This window comes from Nocardiopsis sp. CNZ308 (assembly GCF_004217075.1).
Genome location: NZ_SHKJ01000001.1, coordinates 4,385,668 through 4,405,816, shown reverse-complemented (window position 1 = coordinate 4,405,816; position 20,149 = coordinate 4,385,668). Strand labels below are relative to the sequence as shown.

Below are 20,149 nucleotides of genomic sequence, written 5' to 3'. Positions count from 1 at the left end.
GGGAACCGTCGCCGGACTCCGCGTGGTACGGGCGAAGGGCCCCGCGGACGCCTGCACGGCGTCCACGGGGCCCCGAAGCCCTCAGAAAGGGACTACTCGCAGCTGACCTCGTCCTCGGCAGCGCTGGTGGCGCCCAGACCCGCCAGGGCGTCGCCCCCGCCGCCGGAGCCCCCTCCGCTCGTGGCCAGGCCGTCCCAGTCCTGCGCGCCCATCACCAGCTCCAGCTCCGGACCGAAGTCGGGGACCTCCTCCAGCTGGGCCACGCTGAGCGCCGAGGCCAGCTCCTCGGCCTGCGCGAGCTGGTCGGGGCCGTGGTAGACCGTGGTGACGGCGGGGGTCCGCTCGACCGGGTCGCCCTCGCCGGTGACGTTGAACCCCTGCTCGGTGAGCAGCGTCCCGACCTGGCTCGCCAGACCGGTGATGCCCGTACCGTTGAGCACCCGCACGGACACGTCCGCGGGTTCGACGGCGGGCTCCTCGGCCCCCTCCGAGCCCTCGCCGCCGCCCTCCTCCTCGGGCAGGGCGTCACCGGAGGAGACCGCGGCGAACAGCTCGTCGGCGGCGGGCTGCTGGAGGTCCAGCTTCCCGCCGTGGACGGGAGAGTCCACCACGGGGGCGGTGACCATCCGCATCCGGCCCAGGTCGACCTCGCGCATCGAGATGGCCAGCTCGGTCATCTGGTCCACGGTGAACCCGTCGTCGGTCACCAGGCTGTCGGTGACCGAGCCCATGAAGTCGTAGAGCGTGGCGGGGCTGGACATGATCTCGCCGCTGGTGACCTTGCGCAGGATGGCGCCCATCATCCGCTGCTGGTTCTCGATCCGGTTGAGGTCGCTGCCCTGCTCCGTGCTGGCCCGGGAGCGGGCCAGGCCCAGCGCCTCCTCGCCGTTGAGGGTCTGCATCCCGGCGTCGAGCGTGATGTGGGCCTTGGGGTCGTCGATCGGCTGGGGGACGCACATCTCCACGCCGCCGATGGAGTCCACGATCTCCTGGAAGCCCGCGAAGTCGACCATCACCATGTGGTCGAGGTGGATGTCGGTGACCGTCTCCACCGTGTTGCCCTGGCAGTCCATCCCGCCGTAGGTCATGGCGTGGTTGAGCTGGTCCACCGTGCCCGCCGTCACCCCGGGGTTCTCACCGTTGGCCGGGCAGTCGGGCATCGGGACCATCAGGTCGCGGGGCATGTTGACCATCGTCACCCCGCCCTCGTCCACGTTGATGCTCACCACGACCAGCACGTCGGGGCGCACACCGTTGACCACGCTGTACTCGGCGCTGTCACCGGCGCGCTCGTCGGTGGCGAGCAGCAGGATGTTGTGGATGCCCTCCGCCTGGGCCGGACGGTCACCCCAGGCGTCGGTGTTGACCTCCTCAGTGGCGATGCTGAGGACGTCGCGGTAGCCCGCGTACACGGTGAGACTGGCCGCGATGAGCAGGCCGGTCGCCCCGCACGCCACCCACTGGCCGAGACTCATCTTCCCCGCCAGGGCTGAGGACGCGTTTCTGGGAGCCAAGGGGCACCTGCGATTCGGTATGGGACAAGGGCTGGTCCGGTCGGTGGGGGAGGGCGTACCGCGCGAGCGCTGACACGGACGTAACGGCCGGATGGTACCGGACGGGTACGTACCGTGTCAGATCAGAGCCGACGACCGGGTGCCGGTCACCGGCCCTCAGCAGGCGCTCTCCTGAGCCCCCGCCGCGGTGGTGCCGCCCAGGTCCTCGGTGATGGAGACCTCGGGCCCGGACGAACCGCCTCCGCCCGCGAAGCCGTTCCAGTCCTGGCCGATGACCAGTTCCAGGGTCTGCGGGAGGTCGGCGACCTCCTCGGTGACCGCGTTCTCCAGCGAACCCGCCAGCAGTTCGGCGGCGGCCGCCTCACCCGGAGCGTAGTAGACGGTGGTCAGCTCGGGGAAGCGCACCGCGGGTTCGCCGATACCGGTGACGTCGTAGCCCTCCCCCAGCAGGACGCCCTGGACCTCGTTCGCCAGGCCGGTGACACCGGTGTTGTTGAGGACCTGCACGGAGACGTCGGCGGGGGCGGGGGCCGCGTCGCCGGAGCCCTCCTCCGACTCCTCCCCTTCGTCCTCCGGGTCCTCGTCCTCCAGGTAGGCGCCGGAGTTGATCGCCGCGAACAGCTCGGAGGCGGCGGGCTGGCTCATGGCCAGCCGGTTGGCGTCGGCGGGGTGCTGGCCGTTGGGCACGGTGACGAACTGGATGCGCTCCAGGTCCACCTCGCGCATGGAGATGGCGATGTCGGTCATCGTCTCCACGGTCAGCTCCTCGTCGGTGGTCACCGAGTCGGTGACGGCACTGAGGAAGTTGGTGATGGTCACCGGGCTGGTCATGACCTCGCTGCTGAGCACCTGGCGCAGCATGGCGCCCATGAACTCCTGCTGGCGGTCGATCCGGGACAGGTCGCTGCCGTCGCCCTGGCCGTAGCGGGAGCGCACGTAGCCCAGCGACTCCTCACCCATGAGGGTCTGCGTCCCCGCGTCCAGCGTCAGGTGCGCCTTGGGGTCGTCCACCGGCGCGGGGATGCACATCTCCACGCCGCCGATGGCGTCCACCATGTCCTTGAACCCGGTGAAGTCCATCATGACGAAGTGGTCCAGGTGCACGTCGGTGACCTCCTCGACGGTCTGCCACTGGCAGCCCACCCCGCCGAAGGTCATCGCCGAGTTGATCATGCCGCTGTGCGGGTTCATCCCCTCGTAGCCCTCCACGGCCTCGCAGCCGGGCAGGTCCACGACCAGGTCGCGGGGCAGGTTGACCAGCGTGGCCGCGCCGTTGTCCACGTTGATGCTGGCGATGAGCATGGTGTCGGGGCGCTCGCCCTCGGCCTCGCCGTAGTTGGCGTTGTCCCCCGACCGGACGTCGGAGCCGATGATGAGCAGGTTCATCACGCCCTCGACGCTGGTGGGCCGGTCCCAGGCGTCGGTGTCCACCTGCGCGGTGGTGATGTTGCCGACGATGCCCTGGTACCAGCCGTAGCCGCCGAGGCTGGCGATGATGGCCAGGGCGGTGGCCACGCAGGCGACCCACTGCCCCGGGGACATGCGCACGGAGTGCATGGCGGCGGACGGAGGGCGGGGGGCGGAGCGTTTTCCAGCCATGCGAACCTTCGGGTGCGGCGGCGTGCGTGGGAGGCGGCCGGGTCCCCCGGCGGGGACGGGGCCCGCCGGTGGGAACGGGATCCGCGGCGGAGACCGGGTCCCCGCGCGGGTCCGGACCCGATTCTCCCGCGCGCGAACGGGCCCCCGTGAGAGCGGGGAATCGAGCGCTCAGAGTTTCGGTCCGTTCCCGGGCCAAGTAATGAACGGATGTTAACAGCAGCTCGGGAGGGCCGCGCCCACGCGCGTGCCGGGTGTCCCCGGCGCCGGAAACCCCCCGTGAGGCCTCAGTAGCGGGTGGCGACCGTCCCGGCGGCCCGGTCGTGCAGCCCGCGGGTGTCGCGGTCGTAGATGACGGCGGGAATGACCAGGCACAGCAGGAGTGTGCGCACCGTCATGGACACGAACCAGGGCCAGGAGCGCTCGCCGGTGGCGGTGATGCCCACGCCGACCAGGCGGCGGCCGACGGTGGTGCCGAAGAGCGTGAGCAGGAGGATGTTCATGACCGCGAAGACGACCAGGGCGGTGTTGCTGACCATCGGGACGGCCTCCGCCTGGCTGGCGGCGTCCGCGCCGACCAGCCCGACGCCGTAGGCCCCCCAGGCGAGAGCGAGGGACAGCATCCAGTCCAGGAGGAGCCCCACCAGGCGGCGCATCACGCCGGGCACCGAACCCGGTCCGCTCTCGGGCAGGCCGAGCCGGTTGCCCCGGTACTGGAAGTCGTCCCCGGACGCCGCGGTGGCGGAGCCCCGGCTCTCGTCGCTCATGGTTTCCACGGTATCCACCCGGTGGGAGGGCCCGCACCCGGGGCGTCGGAGCGGCTGTGACCCTCCGCTCGGTGCAGGATGGCGGAGGTCACGCCGGGGTCCGTGGCGGGGGCCGCAAACGGGGCCGCGCAGCGTCCCTTTTCGGCCCCTACAGGGCGGAATCACCGGGTCAGACCCGGTGGTCTGCGACAACAGCCGGGTCCGTAACATACAGGAAACAATCGAGACATGGCGCGGAAACCACCCGCTCCTAGCTTCGGAGACGAAGCCGGGAGACGGCGCGTGATCCGACGTGTCCGCGATGGCGCGGACCCCGGTCCACCGTCTCAGCCACCTGCACGGAGGTTCGTTTTGTTCAGCAGCGTCGACGAGGTGCTCGCCTACATCCGGGACGAGGACGTCAAGTTCCTCGACGTCCGATTCACGGACCTTTTCGGGGGCGTGAACCACGTTACCCTCCCGACCGAGAACGTCGACGAGTCGACGTTCACCGATGGCCAGATGTTCGACGGCTCGTCGATCCGCGGCTTCCAGGCCATCCACGAGTCCGACATGCTGCTGCTGCCGGACCTGAGCACCGGCGTGCTGGACCCGTTCCGCAAGCACAAGACGCTGAACATGACGTTCTTCGTCCACGACCCGCTGACCCTGGAGTCCTACAGCCGCGACCCGCGCAACGTCGCCCGCAAGGCCGAGGCCTACCTGCGCGGCTCCGGCGTGGCCGACACCGCCTTCTTCGGCCCCGAGGCCGAGTTCTACATCTTCGACGACGTCAAGTTCGAGACCCGGTCCAACACCGGCTACTACGAGATCGACTCGATCGAGGGCGCCTGGAACACCGGTTCGGCCATCGAGGGCGGCAACCGCGGCTACCGTCCCCGCTACAAGGGCGGCTACTTCCCCGTCGAGCCGGTCGACCACTACAGCGACCTGCGCTCGGACATGGTGCAGCAGCTGATCGAGTCGGGCATCGAGGTCGAGCTCCAGCACCACGAGGTCGGCACCGCGGGCCAGGCCGAGATCGGCATCAAGTTCGGCACCCTGCTCCAGCAGGCCGACAAGGTGCAGCTGTACAAGTACATCGTCAAGAACGTCGCCAACGCGGCGGGCAAGACGGCCACCTTCATGCCCAAGCCCCTCTTCGGCGACAACGGCTCGGGCATGCACTGCCACCAGAGCCTGTGGAAGGACGGCGAGCCGCTGTTCTTCGACGAGTCCGGCTACGGCCAGCTCTCGGACACGGCCCGCTACTACATCGGCGGCCTGCTCAAGCACGCCTCGGCGCTGCTGGCCTTCACCAACCCGACGGTGAACTCCTTCCACCGCCTGGTGCCCGGCTACGAGGCCCCGATCAACCTGGTCTACAGCCAGCGCAACCGCTCGGCCTGCATCCGCCTGCCGCTGACCGGCTCCAACCCCAAGGCCAAGCGCATCGAGTTCCGCGTGCCGGACCCGTCGGCCAACCCGTACCTGGCCTTCTCCGCCATGCTGATGGCCGGCATCGACGGCATCAAGAACAAGATCGAGCCGCCGGAGCCCGTGGACAAGGACCTCTACGAGCTGCCCCCGGCGGAGGCCCAGGCCATCAAGACCGTCCCGGCGTCGCTGGACGAGGCCCTGGAGGCCCTGGAGGCCGACCACGAGTTCCTGCTCGAAGGCGGCGTGTTCACCAAGGACCTCATCGAGACCTACGTGGACTTCAAGCGCACCGAGGAGATCGACTCCCTGCGCCTGCGCCCGCACCCGCGCGAGTTCGAGCTCTACTACGACATCTAAGGCGTAGACGGCAGCTCCGGGAGGGCGCGCCGCGCACTCCCCCCATCGGGGCCGGTATCCGTTCGGGTACCGGCCCCGACCCGGTTCCGGGTGCGCGGGACGGTTCGCCCCGGGCGCCGAGGGCCGAACCGGTTCGGGGCACCGGACCCGCTCACCGGCCGGACCGTTACCGTTGAACACGTGGTGAGGGACGGAACGACGAACATGACGGCAGGCGCGCTCGCCAGGCGCGGTTTCAGCGACAGCACCCGGGCCCTGCGCCTGGTGGAGGAGGCCGGACTCGACGCCCGGGCCGACAGCGAGGTCATCGGCTCGCTCGCGGCCGCTCCCGACCCCGACCAGGCGCTCCTCGGGCTGATCCGCGTCCTGGAGTCCGACCCCGACCCCGCCGACCTCCTGGACGCGCTGCGCGAGGACCGGGAGCTGCGGGCCCGGCTGTGCCGGGTGCTGGGCACGAGCACCGCCCTGGCCGACCACCTGGTGCGCCACCCGGGCGACTGGCGGGAGCTGCGGGGCGCCGACGCCGCCCGCTCCCCCGGCACGGAGGAGGTGCGCCGAGGCCTGCTGCACACCGTGGGCGCCGATCCCCACAGCCCCGCGCCGACCGCCGACCCGGCCGTGGTCGGCGACGGCTCGCCGGAGGACCTGCGGCACGTCCTGCGCGTGGCCTACCGCAGGCGGGTGCTGCGCCTGGCCGGGCGCGACCTGACCGGGTTGTGCACGGTGGACGAGGTCGCCGGGGAACTCGCGGACCTGGCCGCGTCGCTGCTGGACGCGTCGCTGGCGGTGGCCCGCGCCGAGCACCCCGAGGACGCCGCGCTGTGCCGCCTGGCGGTCATCGGCATGGGCAAGTGCGGCGGCCGCGAGCTCAACTACGTCAGCGACGTGGACGTGGTGTTCGTGGCCGAGCCGGTCGTGGCCGGGGAGGCGGACGAGGACGCTGGCGCGGGCCCGGGTTCCGGGGAGCCGGTGGACGAGCAGGCGGCGATGCGCGCGGCGACCCGGCTGGCCACCGCGATGATGCGCGTCCCCGCCGAGACCGACGCCGAGGGCGCCCTGTGGGAGGTGGACCCGGCGCTGCGCCCCGAGGGCAGGAACGGCCCCCTGGTGCGCCCGCTGTCGGGACACCGCGCCTACTACGAGCGCTGGGCCAAGACCTGGGAGTTCCAGGCGCTGCTCAAGGCCCGCCCGATCGCCGGGGACGCGGAGCTGGGCCGGGCCTACATGGACCTCATCTCCCCGATGGTGTGGGAGGCGGCGGGCCGTAAGGACTTCGTGGAGGACGTGCAGGCGATGCGCCGCCGGGTGGTGGCGCACATCCCGGCGGGCGAGGCGGAGCACGAGCTCAAGCTGGGCCCGGGCGGGCTGCGCGACATCGAGTTCTCCGTGCAGCTGCTCCAGCTGGTGCACGGGCGCACCGACGAGCGGCTGCGGTCGGGCAACACCCTGGAGGCGCTGGCCGCGCTGTCGGAGCACGGGTACGTGGGGCGCGGCGACGCGGCGGGGCTGGCGGAGGCCTACCGGTTCCTGCGGCGGCTGGAGCACCTGTTGCAGCTGGAGCGGTTGCGGCGCACGCACCTGATGCCCGATCCGGCCGCCGAGGAGGGCCCCGACCAGCTGCGCCGTCTGGGGCGGGCGCTGGGGATGACCGCGAACCCGGTGCGGGAGCTGACCGAAGCGCGCCGCCGGGTGTCGTCGGAGGTGCGGCGCCTGCACGAGAAGCTGTTCTACCGGCCGCTGCTCAACGCGGTGGCCAGGCTGCCGGGCGAGGAGGCGCGGCTGTCGCCGGAGCAGGCCAGGGACCGTCTGGAGGCGCTGGGGTTCGTCGATCCGGGCGGCGCGCTGCGCCACCTGGAGTCGCTGACCTCGGGGGTCTCGCGCAGGGCGGCGATCCAGCGGACGCTGCTGCCGGTGATGCTGGGCTGGTTCTCCGACGCCCCCGACCCCGACGCGGGTCTGCTGGGCTTCCGGCAGGTGAGCGAGGCCCTGGGCACCACGCCGTGGTACCTGCGTCTGCTGCGCGACGACGTGCGGGTGGCCGAGCGGATGGCGTGGCTGCTGGGGACGAGCCGGTACGTGACGGAGCTGCTGCTGCGCGCCCCGGAGGCGGTGGCGATGTTCGACGACGACGGCGACCTGGTGCGCCGCGACCCGAAGGTGCTGGCCGGGGAGGCGGAGGCGGCGCGGCGCCGGTACGACACGGCCGAGGAGTCGGTGTCGGCGGTGCGCGCGCTGCGCCGCCGCGAGCTGCTGCGCACGGCCGCGGCCGACCTGCTGGAGGTCGCCTCGGTCCAGGACGTGGGCACGGCGCTGACCGACATCGCGGCGGTGACCATAGAGGCGGCGCTGCGGCTGGCGCAGAACCGGGTGGTGGCGGCGTCGGGGGACGAGCCGCTCACGCGGGTGTGCGTGGTGGCGATGGGCCGGTTCGGCGGCGGTGAGCTCACCTACGCCAGCGACGCGGACGTGATGTACGTGCACGACCCCCTGCCGGGCGTGGACACGGGCGCGGCGACCAAGCAGGCGCTGGCCGTCGTACGGGAGCTGGCGCGGCTGCTGGAGATGCCCGCGGCCGAGCCGCCGCTGAAGGTGGACACCGACCTGCGCCCGGAGGGCCGCAGCGGCCCGGTGGTGCGCACGCTGGAGTCCTACGCGGCCTACTACGGGCGCTGGTCGCAGGTGTGGGAGAGCCAGGCGCTGCTGCGGGCCAAGCCGGTCGCGGGCGACCCGCAGCTGCGGGAGGCGTTCACGGGGCTGATCGACCCGATCCGGTACCCGGAGGGCGGGATCGACTCCTCGGCGGTGCTGGAGATCCGCAAGCTCAAGGCGCGGATGGAGGCGGAGCGGCTGCCGCGCGGCGCCGACCCGACGCTGCACACCAAGCTGGGCCGTGGCGGGCTGTCGGACGTGGAGTGGGTGGCCCAGCTGATCCAGCTGCGCCACGCGCACGAGTACCCCGACCTGCGGACCACCGGCACCCTGGAGGCGTTGGAGGCGGCCGTGGCGCACGGTCTCCTGGACGCGGAGGACGGCGAGGTGCTGGGTCAGGCCTGGCGGCTGGCGTCGCGGGTGCGGGGCATGGTGATGCTGGTGCGCGGCCGGGGCGGGGACTCGCTGCCCTCGGACCTGCGGGTGCGGGCGGCGCTGGCGGGGGCGATGGGCTGCCCCGGCGGCGACGGCGAGGACGGGGAGGACGGCGGCGGGGAGCACGCGGAGTCCGTGCGGGAGGGCCCGGCCGAGCAGTTGACGGAGACCTACCTGCGCGCCACGCGCCGGGCGCGGGCGGTGATGGAGCGCGTCTTCTACGACGACTGAGGGTGGTCCCCGGCCTCCGGGACGCGGTGAGGTCGGGGGCCGGTGCGGTCGGAGTCTGGTGCGGTCGGAGTCTGGTGCGGTCGGAGTCTGGTGCGGTCGGGAGGCGGACGCGGGACGCCGTGAGGCCGGGGGCCGGTGCGGTCGGGACGCGGGCACGCCGAGGTCGGCGGCCCCTGGGGACCCCCCGCTTTCCAGGAAACCGCGAACGCCCCGGGCCGCGCCAGAGGCTGCCCGCGCCTGTGGACAACCCCCGAGCGGAGACGTGTCCCTCCCGGTGCGGCGCCCCTCGCCGGAGGAGTCGGACACGGAGCCCCCGCACCGGAGGAGACGGACGCGGGGGCTCCGGGGCCGGGGAGTGGTCGGCCCGTGGGGGTGGCTCGCGGCTCCCGGGAGCGCGTCCCGGAAGGGCCGTGCGCGGCGCCCCGGCCGGGGCGCCGCGCACGGGTCAGTCGCGCCAGGTGACGCTGGTGGCGGGGCCGACGCGGTTGGCGCCGGACTCCCACTCGACGTTGCCCGCGCCGTCGATCTTGACCAGCTTCCACTCGGTGTCGGCGCCGATGGGGGCGGTGCCCGACCACACGGGGTAGGTGGACGCGTCGGTGGACAGCTTCACCCCGTTCGGGGGGTTCCAGGACCCCAGCCCGGGGGTGGATCCGACCACGTACACCTCCTGGCCGTACCAGGTCTCCACGGTGGCGGCGACGTTGACCTCGCCCGGCTCGCCCGGCTCACCGGGGCCGCCGCCGCACTCGGCCGGGTCGTCGCAGGTGCCGCCCACGTGCAGGGCGACGGCCCCGTTGGCGGGGACCTGGGCGCTGATCCGGCCGTCGGCGACGGTGAGGGTCCCGCTCCCGGCGGCGTTGTCGTAGCTGCCGTCGGGCAGGCCGGTGTCGGCGGTCAGGTTCCAGGTGCCGCCGGTGGCGTTGAAGGCGGCGAAGCCGCGGTCGCCCCGGTCGAAGGCGAGCCGGGAGGAGCCGTCGGTGGCGCGCTGGACGACGGGGGTGTCGCCGGTGGCGTTGCGGAAGGCGGCCATCCCGGCGACGGTCGGGTGGCGGTGCTCGCAGACCCACTCGGCGCTGGCGCAGTCGGTGTCGGCGGTGATCCAGCCCGCCGGGTTGCCCGCCGCCTCGCCGACGCTGGGCGGACCCTGGGTGACGTTGGAGCCGAAGTCGTAGCTGGACATCACCACGGGGCGCCCGTAGGGGTGGGCCAGCATGAACGCCACGGCCAGGTGGTAGCGGTCGCCGTCCTTGAAGGTCAGGGTCGGGTGGTAGCGCTGGGTGTCGTGGTTGTCGACGAAGACGGTGGCCTGCTCGTCGGTGAGCCCGCCGTAGTCCGGCAGCTGGGCCAGGCCGGAGATGTCGCCGCCGGCGAACTTGTTGGAGATGTCGCGCTGGTAGTCGAAGGCGGTCACGCGGCCGTAGGGCGCGTAGGCGGTGTAGGGGATGGTCTGGTCCCCGTAGACCTCGTGGAAGACGTCGGGCTGGCCGCCGAAGACCGGGACCTCGTTCAGGTCGGAGAAGATCGCGTCGACGTGGGCCTCGGGGACGTGCTTGGAGGCGTCCACGCGGAAGCCCCCCACGCCCATGTCCACCAGGCCGTTGAGGTAACGGCGGATCTGCGCGCGCACCTCGGGGTCACCGGTGTCGAGGTCGGACAGTCCGACGAGCTCGCAGTTCTGCACCTCCCACTTGTCGTTCCAGTTGCTGATCTCCCTCCGGCAGGAGCTGAAGTCCTCCCCCGTGCGGGAGGCGGTGCCGTCGCCGAACAGGTCGGGGTACTCGTACTTGGCCCACTCCGTGCCCGCGCTGCCGGTGCCCGAGCCGTCGCCGGTCATGTGGTTGATGATCGCGTCGGCGTAGATCCTCACGCCGTTGTCGGCACACGTGGAGACCATCGCCTGGAACTCCTCGGCGGTGCCGCGCCGGGTGTTGTCGATGCGGTAGGAGGTCGGCTGGTAGTCCTGCCACCAGGGGTAGTCGCCGCCCTCGGCGAAGGGGATGACCACGTGCTCCTGGGGCGGGGAGACCTGCACCCCGCCGAAGCCGTGGGGGCCGAGGAACTCCTCGCACTCGGTGGCGACGGAGTCCCAGTTCCACTGGAAGAGCTGGACGATGGTCTCGCCGTTGTCGGCGGCCCGGACGTCCTCGGCGGGGGCGGGGGCTGCCGGGACCGGTGTCGTCGGGACCGGGGCCGCCGGGACGGGGGCGGCCTGCGCGGGGGCGGCCAGCAGGCCGATCCCCATCAGGACCGCCCCGGCGACGGCGCCGGGTCGGATGGGCTTCATGTGCGCTCCTTGGGGGGAGGTGGCGCGGCGGGGCGGCACTGCCCCGTCCGCCGTTCTCTTGCAGTGCTTGCAAGAGTTTGCGTGAGCGTGACGAAGCTAACAGACCGGAACGCTCTTGTGAACGGGTCTTGATCTGGACGTCACACCGCTCACCCAGCGCGACGGTTTCCGCCGCCACCTGCCGCGATGCGTTTCGGGCCGCCCTCCCCCGCCAGATCGGCCCCAGGGGATACTCCCCCCGTGAACTGGGACGACGTCCGCGCAAGTCCACGAAGTCCGTGGGAAAAACTTCGCAAGATTACGGAAACGCACACAGAAAAAACCGGCGGCGGCACGGTTCGTGCCGCCGCCGGCGGTGGCTCCTGCGCGGTCTGCGGGGACCGCCCCGGGAGGGCCTACCAGAAGACGGCCACGCCGATATTGACGATGGCGAGCACGCCCGCGATGATCGCGAGGTTCTTGGCGGGCTTGCGCAGGTTGAGCACGCCCACGACCACGACCGCCAGCGCGACCAGCAGCTTGACCGCGATCTTGACGTGGTTCAGCTCTCCGAGGTCGGCCATCTCGGCCACCCCGACCAGCAGCAGGCCGGTGACGAACTGGAGCAGGGAGCTGTGCAGCAGGACCTTGGTCGACTTGGGGTTGTCGGTGATGACCTGCATGAGGAAGCCCGCGATGATCCCGGCCAGGCCGATCATGTGCAGGAAGACGAGCGCGGAGTAGAGAATGTCCATGCCGGAAACACTACTACGGCCTGTAGTTTTCCCTCGCCGGGTTCATGACACGCTGACGTAACAAAACCGGCGCCCCCACCTGCGCGACTCCCCGCCCGCGCGCCCCCTCACCCGCGCGACAGCGCCCTCCTGCGCCGCCACAGCATCCAGGCCAGCCCCGCCGCCAGAGCCACCCCCGCCGCCCGCAGCAGGTGGGCGGGGTCGGTGTACTCCGAGACCCGCGACATGGCGGTCTGTTCCGCGACCTGGACCGAGTCGCTGGCGCACGCGGCCGGGTCGGCGTCGCGTTCCAGCAGCAGGCAGGCGGTGCTGGTCAGGCGCTCCCCCGTCGCCTCCGGCGCGCGGACGCGCACCGTGTACACCGCCTCCTCCCCCTCCGGCACCGCCACCCGCCAGTTCACGATCCCCTCCCGGACCACCCCCTCCTCCCCGACCTCGACGATCTCCAGCTCCCCGGGAACGTGCTGGGCCAGCAGGGCGCCCTCCACGGGACCGTCGGTGACGGTGGTGCGCAGCGTGAACTCCTCGCCCGGCCGCGGCGCCTCGCCCGCCTCCAGGAACAGGCCCACCCGCCCCTCCCCCTCCACCGGCTCCGCGGCGGCGGGCGCGGGGGCGCCCAGCGCGCCCGCCGCCGCCAGGCCCGCCGTGAGCGCGCCCGCTGTGAGCGCGCCCGCCGTCTTTGCCCTGTACTTCCGCGTCATGTCGCGCCTCCCACGTGCGTCGTTGCCGCCTAGACAACTACGGGTGAGCACTCGGAAGCATGGTGTGACACGCCGTGGGGGCCGGGTCTTAGGGCGCAGGGGCGCTCAGACTTCCCAGGACTGGGATTCCTCCCCATGCGCGCTCCGGGGTCTTAGGGAGAACGTGGAGACCAGACGGCGGGACACCGGTTCCGCCGCGCGAGTGAAGAGGGAAGCACCGTGTTCCACAGCGAACTGCTCAACGCCAACGCCCGTGAGATGACCGAGCGGCGCGTCCGCGAGGCCGAGAACGTACGTGCGGCCCTGCGGGCACGCGCCGAGGAGCGCGCGCGGCGCAGGAAGGAACGCCGCGAGCGCCAGCGCCAGCGGCGCTCCTACGGCCGCGCCGCGTGAGGCCGTGCCGGGAGGCGGAGGCGGCACCGGGCCCGACTCGTCCGCGCGTCATGCGGCGGCGGGCGGCGGGCAGCGGGCGGCGGGCAGGCGGGCGGCGGGCGAAACCCCCTGGAAAGGCCGCACATGGCGGGCATAATGGGCGCTATGCCCGTTCTTGCCGAGAGTCGTACCCTTTTCGTGGGCCGCGAGCGCGAACTCCGCCTCCTCCGGGACCACGCCAGACGCTCCCACACCGAGGCGTCCGGAACGGTACTGGTCAGCGGCGACGCGGGCGTGGGCAAGAGCCGCCTAATCGGCGAGTTCGTCTCGGCCCTGCCCCAGGGAACGGTGTTCGTCGGCGGCTGTCTCCAGCTCGGCGTGGACGGGCTGTCCTACGCCCCCTTCACCGCCGTGCTGCGCCAGCTCCTTCGCGAGCGCGGACGCGCGGCGTTCGAGGCCGCGGCGCCCGGCGGCACCGGCGAGTTCGCCCGGCTCCTGCCCGAGCTGGGCGAGGTGCCCGTGCTGCGCCCGGAGAACCGGGGCATCCTCTTCGAGCAGGTCCTGCGCCTGTTCACCCAGGCCGCCGAGGACGGCGGCGTCACCGTGGTGCTGGAGGACCTGCACTGGGCCGACGGCGCCACCCGCGACCTGCTCGTCTTCCTCGTCCGCAACCTGGACCTGCCGGGCGTGCAGCTCGTGGCCACCTACCGCAGCGACGACCTGCACCGCACCCACCCGCTGCGCCGCCTGCTGCCCGAACTGCGGCGCGCGCCCGGGGTCGAGCCGCTGGAGCTGGCGCCGCTCAGCCGCGAGGAGGCCGGTGCCCAGGCCGCCGCGATACGGGGCGCCGAGCTCACCGGCCACGAACTGGACCAGCTGTACCAGCGCACCGAGGGCGTCCCGCTGTTCGTGGAGTCGCTGGCCTCGGCGGTCGGCGACCCCTCCGTCAGCGGCCACGACGTGCCCGACCAGTTCCGCGACCTGCTGCTGGAACCCCTGCACCGCTTCGACGACACCGCCCTGTCGGTGTTGCGCGTGGCCTCGGTCGGCGCGGTCTCGGGCAGCATCGAGCACGAGATGCTCTACCACGCGGCCGGGCTGCCCGAACGCGAACTGGAGACCGCGCTGCACACCCTGGTCGACGCCAACACCCTGCGCGCCGACCGGACCGGATACCGCTTCCGGCACGCCCTGCTGCGCGACGCCGTGCACGGCGACCTGCTGCCCGGCGCCCACGCGCGGCTGCACATGCGCTTCGCCCAGCTCATCGACGAGTACCCCGACTCCGTCCCCTTCGACCGCAGGGCCGCCGAACAGGCCCACCACTACAACGCCGCACAGGAGCTGCCCAGCGCCCTCCAGGCCGCCTGGTGGGCCGCGGTGCGCGCGGGCGACACCCTGGCCTACGGCGAGGAACTGGACATGCTGGAGCGTGTCCTGGCCCTGTGGGACCGCGTCCCCGACGCACGGGAGCGGGTCCAGGGCCGGACCTGGGCCGAGGTGGCCAGCCTCGCGGCGGGGGCCGCCGTGGAGGCGGGCCGCGCCAGGCGCGCCCTCGAACTGGCCGACGAGGCCCTGGCCGCCCTCCCCGAGGACGGGGGCGACGACCACACGCTGACCGTGCGGGCGGGGCTGCTGCGCCGCCGCGGTCTGGCACGCGCCGCGGACTCCTGCGGCAGCGGGATCACCGACCTGGTCGCGGCCCTGGAACTGCACCCGCCGCACATGCCGGGGTACGGCCTGCTGCTGTCCATCCTGGCCCGGGAGAGCACGGTGCACCGCGCCGACCGGCGCCACACGCCGGAACAGGAGCGGCTGCGGGAGCTGGAGAGGTCCGGGAGGTCGGCGCGCGCGCTGGCGGAGGAGGCCATCGCCCTCGCCGACCCCGCCGAGCAGAGCGGCATGTGCGCGGCCGCCGACGCCCGCATCACCCTGGGCGGCCTGCACATGGACGCGGGCGACCTGGACGGGGGGCGCCCCCTCATCGAGGCCGCCATCCGCTACGCCGCCGAGATCCGCGACCCCTCCCTGGAGGCGCGCGGGGCGGGCAACCTCGGCCACTTCCTACGTGAGCTGGGGCACCACGAGGAGGGCCTGGCCGTCCTGGAGGAGTCCCTGGCCCGGCACGAGGCGATGGGGTGGGCCGCCGTCCACAAGACGTTCAACCACCAGAACCGCGCGGAGATCCACTTCGAGCTGGGGGACCTGGCCAAGGCCCGCGGGATCCTCGAAACGGTCCTGCGCGCCCACCCCTCCAGCAAGCACCGCTTCTACGTCGACGCGGTGCTGGCCCGCACGGCGGCGGCGCAGGGGGACCCGGAGGCGGCGCGCCGGACCATGAGGGTGTCGGGGCGGGCGGACGCGCTGGCCTCGCACCGGATGAACATCGTGCAGCTGTCCCTTCTGGCGCTGCTGGAGGCGGACCTGGTCGCGGGGGACGTGGACGACGCGCTCGTCCTGGCCGAGCGGACGCTGGAGCGGCTGGCCCTGGAGTCCGCGCACGGGTACACGTGGCCGATGGCGGAGGCGATGGCCGAGGCCGCCCGGCGGGGCGCGGCGCCGGGCCGCCCGGAGGGGACGGCGGAGCGGGCGCGCCGGGTGCGGGACCTGGTGGCGGCGCTGGTGGCGCCGATGCCCGCCCACGGGACGGCGCAGCACGCCTACCGGACGTCCGTCGGGGCGCACCTGGCCGAGGCGGACGGCGCTGGACCGGACGCGCTGCTGGAGCGGTGGCGCGGGTCGGTGGCGGCCTGGGAGGCCACGCCGATGCGGCTGCACCTGGCCCGGGCCCGGCTGCGGGCCGCCGAGGCGGCCGTGGTGCTCGGGCGGCGGGACCTGGCCGTGGCGTGGATGCGTCAGGCGCACGCCGCGGCACGGGAGTGCGGAGCGGTTCCGCTGGCCGGCGCCGCCGCGGACCTGGCCCGCAGGATGGGCTCCGGCGTGGAGGAGGACGCGGCCCCGCCCGCCGTCCCGGCCGGGCTGACGGCGCGCGAGGCGGAGGTGGCGCGGCTGCTGGTGGTGGGCAGCACCAACGCCCAGATCGCCGAACGGCTGTTCATCACGGCCAAGACCGCGAGCGTGCACGTGTCCAACATCCTGGCCAAGCTGGACGTGCCCAACCGGGCCGCGGCCGGGGCGCGGCTGCGGGAGCTGGGCCTGGCCTAGGGGCGGGCCCCGGCCCCAGTCCCCGGCCCCACGCACACCGGACCCGGAACAGGGGCCGGGGGAGGGCGCGGGCGCACCGCCCCCACCGGCTCCGCGCCGCGGGTCGTGCGTGCTCCGGGGACCGGTGCGGACGCGGGCGCACCGGAGGACGCGGGTGGAACCCGGCTCAGACGGTCCAGCGGTTGGTGATGGGCACGCGGCGGTCCCGGCTGAGGTTGCGCGCGCTGATCTTGGTGCCCGGCGCGGACTGGCGGCGCTTGTACTCGGCGCGGTCCACCATGCGGATGACCCGGCGCACCAGCTCGGGGTCGTATCCGGCGAAGACCAGTTCGGCCTCCCCCTTGTCCGTGCCGACGTAGGCGTCCAAAACGGCGTCGAGCTGCGTGTAGTCGGGCAGGGAGTCGGTGTCCAGCTGGTCGGGGCGCAGTTCGGCGCTGGGCGGCTTGGATATGGAGTTCTCCGGGATGGGCGGGGTCTGCCCCAGCCGGACGGCCTCCTCGTTGCGCCAGCGGGCCAGCTCCCAGACCAGGGTCTTCCAGCAGTCCTTGATGGGCGCGAACCCGCCCACGGAGTCGCCGTAGAGCGTGGAGTAGCCGGTGGCGGCCTCGCTCTTGTTGCCGGTGGCCAGGACCAGGTGGCCCTCCTCGTTGGAGAGCGCCATCAGGAGCGTGCCGCGCACGCGGGCCTGGAGGTTCTCGGCGGCCAGGCCGGTGAGCGGAACGCCCGCCTCCCCCGTGGAGCGTGTGAAGGCCTCCACGGCCGGGGCGATGGCGATGGTGCGGGTCGCGAAGCCCTGGCGGCCCGCCAGCTCCTCGGCGTCGCCGACCGAGTGGTCGCTGGAGTGCGCGCTGGGCATGAGCACGCCGTGCACCCGGTCCGCGCCCAGGGCGTCCACCGCGATGGTGGCCACCAGCGCGGAGTCGATGCCGCCCGAGACGCCGACCAGGACCGAACCGAAGCCGTTCTTGACGGTGTAGTCGCGCAGGCCGGTGACCAGCGCGCGGTAGACCTCGCCCGTGTCGGAGAGGGGGTCGGGCCGCGGGGTGACGGTGCCCGCCCGCGGCGGGTAGGGGGCGACCGGGTCGGCCGAGACGGTGTGGCGCACGATGCGCAGGCCGTCCACCCGCGCGCCCGGACCGTCCGGTGCCGGTCGGGCCTCGGGCAGGTCGAGGTCGGCGACCAGGAGGGTCTCCGCGAACTGGGGCGCGCGGGCCACCAGCTCCCCCTCGGAGTCCACGATCAGCGAGTCGCCCTCGAAGACCAGCTCGTCCTGGCCGCCGACCATGTTGACGTAGGCCAGGGCGGCGCCGACCTCGCGGGCGCGGCGCTGGCACAGTTCCAGGCGCACGTCGTCCTTGTGGCGCTCGTAGGGCGAGCCGTTGAGGGAGACCAGGAGGCCGACCCCGGCGGCGCGGGCCGCGGTGACGGGGCCGCCCTCCTGCCACAGGTCCTCGCAGACGGCCAGGGCGACGTCCACGCCGCGGACCCGGACCACGGAGAGCGTGTCGCCGGGGACGAAGTTGCGGAACTCGTCGAACACGCCGTAGTTGGGCAGGTGGTGCTTGGCCGAGGAGAGGACGACGCCGCCGCGGTGCAGGACGGCGACGGAGTTCTGCGGCGCCCCGGCGGGCTGGCCGTAGCGGGCGCCCGGGCCCTCGCGGCGGGAGAGGTATCCCACCACGACGGGGAGTTCGCCCAGGCCCTCCCGGGCCAGGTCGGCGGCCAGGGCGCGGGTGGCCTTGATCGAGGCCGACACGAAGGAGTTGCGCAGCGCCAGGTCCTCGACCGGGTAGCCGGTGACGACCATCTCCGGGAGGACGACCAGGTGGGCGCCCTCCTCTGCGGCCCTGCGCGCGGAGCCGACGACGAGGGACAGGTTGCCGTCCAGGTCGCCCGTGGTGGGGTTGACCTGGGCCAGTGCGATTCTGAGCTGTGCCACGGGCCCGAGCCTAGCCGCAGGATGTTTCGGGGGCGGTGGGACCGGCGGCCCGGCACCGGGCACGGCTGTTCGGGGCACGAAGGCACACACGCCGGGGACGGCGGCGGGTCCCGTGCGGGGCCCGCCGCCGGCGGCGGGAGGATGACCGGAAACGCCCGGTCACGGGCCATAATGCGTGTGCGGGTGACGGACCGGGCAGGCTCCTCGGCGGGTGCGGAAATACCCCGGAAATATCCGCACGGCACACTGGACCTGGGAGGCCGTGTCCGAACCGGCCCCGCCGTACGCCGGGAGGGCCCGGACACCGACCGCATCGAGGAAGGTTGAACGTGAATCGACAGCAGGAATTCGTGCTCCGCACGTTGGAGGAGCGCGACATCCGGTTCGTGAGGCTGTGGTTCACCGACGTGCTCGGGTACCTCAAGTCCGTGGCGGTCGCCCCCGCCGAACTGGAGGCGGCCTTCTCCGAGGGCATCGGTTTCGACGGCTCGGCCATCGAGGGGTTCGCGCGCGTCTACGAGGCCGACATGCTGGCCCAGCCCGACCCCTCCACCTTCCAGGTGCTGCCCTGGCGCAACGAGCCGCACGGCACGGCGCGCATGTACTGCGACATCCTCATGCCCGACGGGTCGCCGTCGTCGGCCGACCCGCGCCACGTGCTCAAGCGCACCCTGGGCAAGGCCTCCGACCTGGGGTTCACGTTCTACACGCACCCCGAGATCGAGTTCTACCTGCTCAAGAAGATGCCCGAGCTGGGTGAGCTGCCCGAGCCCAACGACTCCGGCGGCTACTTCGACCACACGCCGCACAACAGCGCGCACGACTTCCGGCGCAACGCCATCAACATGCTGGAGGCCATGGGCATCTCCGTGGAGTTCAGCCACCACGAGGGCGGACCGGGGCAGCAGGAGATCGACCTGCGCTACGCCGACGCGCTGACCACCGCCGACAACATCATGACCTTCCGGCTCGTGATGAAGGAGGTGGCGATGGAGCAGGGCGTGTACGCCACCTTCATGCCCAAGCCGTTCACGCAGTACCCGGGCTCGGGCATGCACACGCACCTGTCGCTGTTCGAGGGCGACCGCAACGCCTTCTACGAGCCGGGGGCGGACTTCCAGCTGTCCAAGGTCGGGCGCGGGTTCATAGCGGGCCTGCTGCGGCACGCCGACGAGATCACGGCCGTCACGAACCAGTGGGTGAACTCCTACAAGCGCCTGTGGGACGACCCGGCCGCTTCGGCGGGCATGGGCGGCGAGGCGCCGGCCTACATCTGCTGGGGCCACAACAACCGCTCGGCGCTGGTGAGAGTGCCGATGTACAAGCCGGGCAAGTCCAACTCCAGCCGGATCGAGATCCGCTCGCTGGACACGGCCTGCAACCCGTACCTGGCCTACGCGGTGATCCTGGCCGCGGGCCTGAAGGGCATCGAGGAGGGCTACGAACTTCCTCCGGGCGCGGAGGACGACGTCTGGGCGCTGACCGACTCCGAGCGCCGGGCGCTGGGCATCCGGCCGCTGCCGCAGAGCCTGGACGAGGCGCTGCGGATCATGGAGAACAGTGAACTGGTCGCCGAGACGCTGGGCGAGCACGTCTTCGACTTCTTCCTGCGCAACAAGAAGGCGGAGTGGCACGACTACCGCCGCCAGGTGACGCCGTACGAGCTGCACAGGTACCTGCCGACCCTGTAGAGCCGGTGATCCTTCCACGCGAGCCCCCTTCCCGGGTGTCCGGGAGGGGGGCTCGGCGCGTCTTTGGGGTGTTGCGAACAGGGGTGCTTCGAAGGGGTCAGGGGGTGGGGCCCTTCACGACTTCCAGGAGGGTGATCCGCTCACGGTGGTCGGCCTCCAGGTGACCGAGGTGCCGGTTCTGGGTGTCACGCACGGCGGCTCCCGTGGCAGTGCCAGCCGCCTCCAGACAGTTGCCGCCGCTGCCACCGCTGTAGCTGGACTCACGCCACGTCCAGTGATCCATCTTCATAAC

13 protein-coding genes are annotated in these 20,149 nt (G+C 72.7%); 5 read left to right on the top strand and 8 right to left on the bottom strand.

The annotated features are described in order from the left end of the window. Positions 1 to 92: 92 nt before the first annotated feature. The 3 genes from EV372_RS18975 to EV372_RS18965 all read right to left on the bottom strand — a co-directional run bounded on the left by EV372_RS18975 (position 93) and on the right by EV372_RS18965 (position 3,877). Complete coding sequence (locus tag EV372_RS18975) at positions 93 to 1,475, bottom strand: LCP family protein (RefSeq protein WP_130397066.1); 1,383 nt, start codon at positions 1,473 to 1,475, stop codon at positions 93 to 95. Between the two features lie 195 nt (positions 1,476 to 1,670). Continuing rightward, positions 1,671 to 3,113, bottom strand: a complete 1,443-nt coding sequence (locus EV372_RS18970; protein WP_130397065.1) for an LCP family protein — start codon at positions 3,111 to 3,113, stop codon at positions 1,671 to 1,673. A 284-nt stretch (positions 3,114 to 3,397) separates the two neighbouring features. Then, on the bottom strand, positions 3,398 to 3,877 hold the full coding sequence (locus EV372_RS18965; protein WP_130397064.1) for an RDD family protein: 480 nt from the start codon (positions 3,875 to 3,877) through the stop codon (positions 3,398 to 3,400). Positions 3,878 to 4,228: 351 nt separating this feature from the next. On the opposite strand from EV372_RS18965, the gene glnA reads away from it, so the two are divergent. Then, on the top strand, positions 4,229 to 5,653 hold the full coding sequence (glnA, locus tag EV372_RS18960) for a type I glutamate--ammonia ligase (RefSeq protein ID WP_047867600.1): 1,425 nt from the start codon (positions 4,229 to 4,231) through the stop codon (positions 5,651 to 5,653). A 204-nt stretch (positions 5,654 to 5,857) separates the two neighbouring features. Next, positions 5,858 to 8,968 (top strand): bifunctional [glutamine synthetase] adenylyltransferase/[glutamine synthetase]-adenylyl-L-tyrosine phosphorylase, encoded by a 3,111-nt coding sequence (locus EV372_RS18955; protein WP_130397063.1) that lies wholly within the window; start codon positions 5,858 to 5,860, stop codon positions 8,966 to 8,968. Positions 8,969 to 9,413: 445 nt separating this feature from the next. Here the strand turns inward: EV372_RS18955 and EV372_RS18950 are convergent, their stop codons facing one another. From EV372_RS18950 to EV372_RS18940, 3 genes are all read right to left on the bottom strand, one after another. After that, entirely contained in the window at positions 9,414 to 11,255 is a 1,842-nt protein-coding gene (locus EV372_RS18950; protein ID WP_130397062.1) for a carbohydrate-binding module family 20 domain-containing protein, read from the bottom strand. A 395-nt stretch (positions 11,256 to 11,650) separates the two neighbouring features. Beyond that, positions 11,651 to 11,989 carry a hypothetical protein gene (locus EV372_RS18945; RefSeq protein WP_019610181.1) on the bottom strand — a complete coding sequence of 113 codons (339 nt, stop codon included), beginning with the start codon at positions 11,987 to 11,989 and terminating at the stop codon, positions 11,651 to 11,653. Between the two features lie 107 nt (positions 11,990 to 12,096). After that, on the bottom strand, positions 12,097 to 12,690 hold the full coding sequence (locus tag EV372_RS18940; RefSeq protein ID WP_130397061.1) for a hypothetical protein: 594 nt from the start codon (positions 12,688 to 12,690) through the stop codon (positions 12,097 to 12,099). Between the two features lie 219 nt (positions 12,691 to 12,909). Between EV372_RS18940 and EV372_RS29125 the strand changes: the two genes are divergently transcribed. After that, positions 12,910 to 13,083 carry a hypothetical protein gene (locus EV372_RS29125; RefSeq protein WP_165436004.1) on the top strand — a complete coding sequence of 58 codons (174 nt, stop codon included), beginning with the start codon at positions 12,910 to 12,912 and terminating at the stop codon, positions 13,081 to 13,083. Positions 13,084 to 13,227: 144 nt separating this feature from the next. Beyond that, entirely contained in the window at positions 13,228 to 16,227 is a 3,000-nt protein-coding gene (locus EV372_RS18935) for an AAA family ATPase (protein WP_130397060.1), read from the top strand. Between the two features lie 166 nt (positions 16,228 to 16,393). Here the strand turns inward: EV372_RS18935 and EV372_RS18930 are convergent, their stop codons facing one another. After that, complete coding sequence (locus tag EV372_RS18930) at positions 16,394 to 18,166, bottom strand: NAD+ synthase (RefSeq protein WP_130397059.1); 1,773 nt, start codon at positions 18,164 to 18,166, stop codon at positions 16,394 to 16,396. A 329-nt stretch (positions 18,167 to 18,495) separates the two neighbouring features. Here EV372_RS18930 and EV372_RS18925 point away from each other — a divergent pair, with 329 nt between their 5' ends. Beyond that, complete coding sequence (locus EV372_RS18925) at positions 18,496 to 19,857, top strand: glutamine synthetase family protein (protein ID WP_013151975.1); 1,362 nt, start codon at positions 18,496 to 18,498, stop codon at positions 19,855 to 19,857. Positions 19,858 to 19,954: 97 nt separating this feature from the next. Here the strand turns inward: EV372_RS18925 and EV372_RS18920 are convergent, their stop codons facing one another. Beyond that, positions 19,955 to 20,146 carry a DUF397 domain-containing protein gene (locus EV372_RS18920; protein ID WP_130397058.1) on the bottom strand — a complete coding sequence of 64 codons (192 nt, stop codon included), beginning with the start codon at positions 20,144 to 20,146 and terminating at the stop codon, positions 19,955 to 19,957. Positions 20,147 to 20,149: the final 3 nt, after the last annotated feature.

What these genes read in the sequence shown, in the direction of transcription:
- EV372_RS18975 (WP_130397066.1), bottom strand. Translation starts at nt 1,475, where the DNA reads ATGAGTCTCGGCCAGTGGGTGGCGTGCGGGGCGACCGGCCTGCTCATC.
- EV372_RS18970 (WP_130397065.1), bottom strand. Translation starts at nt 3,113, where the DNA reads ATGGCTGGAAAACGCTCCGCCCCCCGCCCTCCGTCCGCCGCCATGCAC.
- EV372_RS18965 (WP_130397064.1), bottom strand. Translation starts at nt 3,877, where the DNA reads ATGAGCGACGAGAGCCGGGGCTCCGCCACCGCGGCGTCCGGGGACGAC.
- EV372_RS18955 (WP_130397063.1), top strand. Translation starts at nt 5,858, where the DNA reads ATGACGGCAGGCGCGCTCGCCAGGCGCGGTTTCAGCGACAGCACCCGG.
- EV372_RS18950 (WP_130397062.1), bottom strand. Translation starts at nt 11,255, where the DNA reads ATGAAGCCCATCCGACCCGGCGCCGTCGCCGGGGCGGTCCTGATGGGG.
- EV372_RS18945 (WP_019610181.1), bottom strand. Translation starts at nt 11,989, where the DNA reads ATGGACATTCTCTACTCCGCGCTCGTCTTCCTGCACATGATCGGCCTG.
- EV372_RS18940 (WP_130397061.1), bottom strand. Translation starts at nt 12,690, where the DNA reads ATGACGCGGAAGTACAGGGCAAAGACGGCGGGCGCGCTCACAGCGGGC.
- EV372_RS18935 (WP_130397060.1), top strand. Translation starts at nt 13,228, where the DNA reads ATGCCCGTTCTTGCCGAGAGTCGTACCCTTTTCGTGGGCCGCGAGCGC.
- EV372_RS18920 (WP_130397058.1), bottom strand. Translation starts at nt 20,146, where the DNA reads ATGAAGATGGATCACTGGACGTGGCGTGAGTCCAGCTACAGCGGTGGC.